Annotated in this window: 3 protein-coding genes; 1 reads left to right on the plus strand and 2 read right to left on the minus strand. The window is 61.2% G+C overall.

The features are described from left to right. Together IVB47_RS03990 and IVB47_RS03995 are read right to left on the minus strand one after the other, a co-directional pair. Positions 1–1,804 (minus strand): molybdopterin-dependent oxidoreductase (locus IVB47_RS03990; RefSeq protein ID WP_247459991.1); only part of this gene is annotated, 1,804 nt, incomplete at its 3' end. Between the two features lie 19 nt (positions 1,805–1,823). Next, positions 1,824–2,441 (minus strand): TetR/AcrR family transcriptional regulator, encoded by a 618-nt coding sequence (locus IVB47_RS03995; protein ID WP_247460029.1) that lies wholly within the window; start codon positions 2,439–2,441, stop codon positions 1,824–1,826. Positions 2,442–2,611: 170 nt separating this feature from the next. On the opposite strand from IVB47_RS03995, the gene IVB47_RS04000 reads away from it, so the two are divergent. Further along, positions 2,612–3,500: acetyl-CoA C-acyltransferase (locus IVB47_RS04000; protein ID WP_247459993.1), on the plus strand; the 889-nt coding region annotated here is incomplete at its 3' end.

A 3,500-nucleotide genomic window follows, 5' to 3' on the forward strand; every position in this document is an offset into this window, starting at 1 on the left:
GTCGAACCCTGCGGTCCGAATGGCTGATCAATGACCAGACCTCGTCATACTCGTGCTCGGTAATCGCCGTCCCCTGCCGCGCAGCCACGATCGTGTCGAACAGGAGATCGCCGAGTTGATGGTCCGCCACGTCGTTCGATGCACCAATTGCCCGTCGCACCGCTTGCGGCGATCGCTTCGCGCAAGCCAGTGCCGCGCTCCACATAGGCGCCGCGGCCGCGGTACCATCCGGAAGCGTCTGCCCCAGCGTATGGTAGAGCACGAGGGCTGGCACTGCCCCGGGGTTTTCCGCGATGAAAGCACGAAGTGCCGCGGCGAATTCCGGTCGCGAGCGCCGTGCTATTTCGCGCAGCGGCGCCAGCACATTGTCACCTGGTAGAAGTCCCAAGGCGATCGCAAGCCGCGTGTAGATCTCGGGCTCCGGCAGGGTACCGGCGAGCGGCGCCAGGACACCCGCCCGAACGTGGAAATAGTTCGTCGGAAACTCGAAATTGAACAGGGTGAATTCCGTTTTCTCAAACTGCGAAGACGCCGGCAGAACGTAATGTGCGAGCCGTGCGGTTTCGGTCATCGCAACGTCGACCACGACGCATAGGTCGAGCGAGCGCAGCGCGCGCTCTACAGCTTCGGTGTTTGCCGCCGTGTTGGCTGGATTGGAGCTGTCGACCCAAGCGCATCGCAACCGGTCGGGATGGTCGTTGAGCACCGCCTCGGGAAAGATGTTGGGCGGCAACAAGCCCCCGATAATTGCATCGCCAGTCGGTGCGAAGGTCTGGTTCGGCGAATTGCCCCATAGCGGTTGGAGCCAGCTATGCAGTTGGTTGGTGCCTTTCCGGCCGAAATTTCCGGAAAGCATGATCAGGAGCTTCTCGAGATAGGAGTTGAGCGTCGAGTTGATGCCCTGCTGGATGCCAAGCTCGACCCGCACCACCATGGCCTTCGCGGCTGCGATCATCGCGGCGCACCGCTCCAGGTCCGTGATCGAGATATCGGCGGCTGCAGCCCATTGTTCAATGGGGATATCCAGTAGCGCCTGCCTCACTTCCGAGAAGCCGACGGTGTGCTCCTGAATGAATGCGTCGTCGATCCGATCGGAGCGGACAAGCGTGGCCAGCAGCGCGCCAAGAAGGAACGTGTCGGCACCCGGACGCACTGCGAGATGTAGATCCGCCATTTCGGCGGTCTCGGTGCGCCGGGGATCAATGACGATCAGCCTGCGGGCCGGATCCTTGCGGATTTGGTTGAGATGATCGCGCGCATTGGGGAAGCCGTGCGCGATCCAGGGATTTGCACCGATGACCAGCAAGAGATCGCAATGATGGACGTCCTCGGCGGTGTGGCACGTCTGGCTGCCGAACATGTGGCCATTGACCCAGAAGTCGCCGGTCTTCTCCTGCGAAAGAGCGTTGAACACGCTGCGCGAACCCAGCGCGCGCAATAATCCGCTGGCATAGGCGCCGCCGGCGTGGTTGCCCTGCCCGCCACCGCCGTAAAGGGCAATAGTCTTTCCGCCATGCTTGTCCGCGATCTGACGCAGCCGCGCCGCGATTTCCGCGATCGCCACGTCCCACTCGATTTCGTCGAAGCCTCCGTCCGCGCGCCGACGTAGTGGCTTGGTCAGCCGATCCTTGTGATGGGCATAATAGGGAATCCGGGTCGCCTTGTTGCAGAGATAGCCCTGTGATTTCGGGCTCGAACGGTCGCCTCGCACTTTCTCGAGGCGCTCGTTGTTCACGAACACCTCGATCCCGCAATTGATGTAACACAGGTTGCAGGCTGTTTTGAGCCACTCGCCGGCCGTCATGGTGACCTCCCTGGTATTGTTATTTGTCGCAGCGCATCGTCCTTGTCGCCCGCCGAGGCTTTTGAGTCCGGCCACTGGCAGTCATGCGTCCCGCAGCGAGAATTCCGTCGGAAAGCTTCCCAGCACCAACAGCGCGCGACAGCACGATTGATCCAACCAAGGTTGCGATAGCGCCGGTCGCGATTTGGCGGGCCTGTCGAGGTGGCTGATCGGGAAGCAGCTCGACAAAGACGTCGATCATCTTCTCCAGCTTGTCGGCAAACGCCTGTTGCTCGCTGGAGCCCGATCGAGCGATATCGACAGCGAGGGTTGGAAGGGCGCAACCATGTTTGGGATTGTCTCGATGCCGCGGACTCAGATAGTCGGCAATCAAGGTCGCGAAGCGTTCGCCGTTGGCCGTGTTGTCAGTCAGCTTTTTCCAGCGCTCCGTCGTTTGGTCCATTGCAAAGGCGATCGCCTCGCCAACAAGCGCCTCACGCGACTCGAAATGATTGTAGAAGCCGCCATGCGTCAGACCCGCAAGCTTCATCAAATCGATGACGCTGAGCCCTTTGGCGCCCTTCTGGCGTAAACCGTAAGAGGCATTTTCAACGATCCGACGGTGCGTCCGACGCCTGTGGTTTTCTCCGTAACGCATCACCACCCCGTGCAAGCTCCCTGGAGGACCGGCCGTACAATCGTACTCGTCCCCTCGGAACAATTCTCGAACCGCGCTTTCTTGACGGCTGCGGCAAGATTTCATTGCAATGCCTGCCATCTTATATGACTATCATCATATAACAACAGATATCAGCAGGAGAGTTCGCGATGGCCGCCGTTTCCGATCCCATCGTCATTGTTTCCGCCGCTCGCACGCCCCTTGGCCGGTTCATGGGCGAGTTGTCGCCGCTGAGCGCCCACAAGCTCGGCGCTCACATTATCGGTGCGGCACTGGAGCGGGCGAAGCTGGCGCCTGAAAAGATCGACGAGGTGTTCATGGGCAATGTGCTGCCGGCCGGCCAGGGCCAGGCACCGGCCCGTCAGGCTGCGCGCGGCGCCAAACTGCCCGACGCGACCGGCGCCACCACCGTGAACAAGGTCTGCGGCTCCGGCATGAAGGCGACCATGCTCGCCCATGACATCATCAACGCGGGGTCAGCGGAGATCGTGCTGTCCGGCGGAATGGAAAGCATGAGCAATGCACCCTATCTGCTGACGAAAGCAAGGAGTGGATATCGCGCCGGGCACGACCGGATCATTGATCACATGATGATGGACGGGTTGGAAGACGCATATGAAACCGGGCGTTCGATGGGCGATTTCGGCGAGGCCACAGCGGAGGCTTATCAATTCACTCGCAAGGACCAGGACGCCTACGCGATCGAGACGCTGACCCGCGCGCGCAACGCGGTCGAAGGGGGCGCGTTCAGGGCCGAGATCGCGCCGATCACGCTCACAGAAAAGGCCGGACAACGGATCATCGCGAACGACGAGCATCCGCTGAAAGTGGATCCAGCCAAGATTCCCGGATTGAAGGCAGCGTTCCGCGCCAACGGCACTATTACGCCGGCCGCCTCCTCCGCCAATGCCGACGGCGCCGCGGCTCTCATCCTTGCAAAACGCTCTCTCGCCGATCGCGATGGCCTACCCGTGCTGGCAGAGATCAAAGGTCATGCTACCCATAGCCAAGAGCCGCAATGGTTCACCACGGCGCCGA

This window comes from Bradyrhizobium sp. 62, from assembly GCF_023073035.1.
Taxonomy (GTDB): Bacteria; Pseudomonadota; Alphaproteobacteria; order Rhizobiales; family Xanthobacteraceae; genus Bradyrhizobium.

Excerpts from the sequence above, each read along its gene's own strand:
- IVB47_RS03995 (WP_247460029.1), bottom strand. The coding sequence starts at position 2,441 with ATGCGTTACGGAGAAAACCACAGGCGTCGGACGCACCGTCGGATCGTT.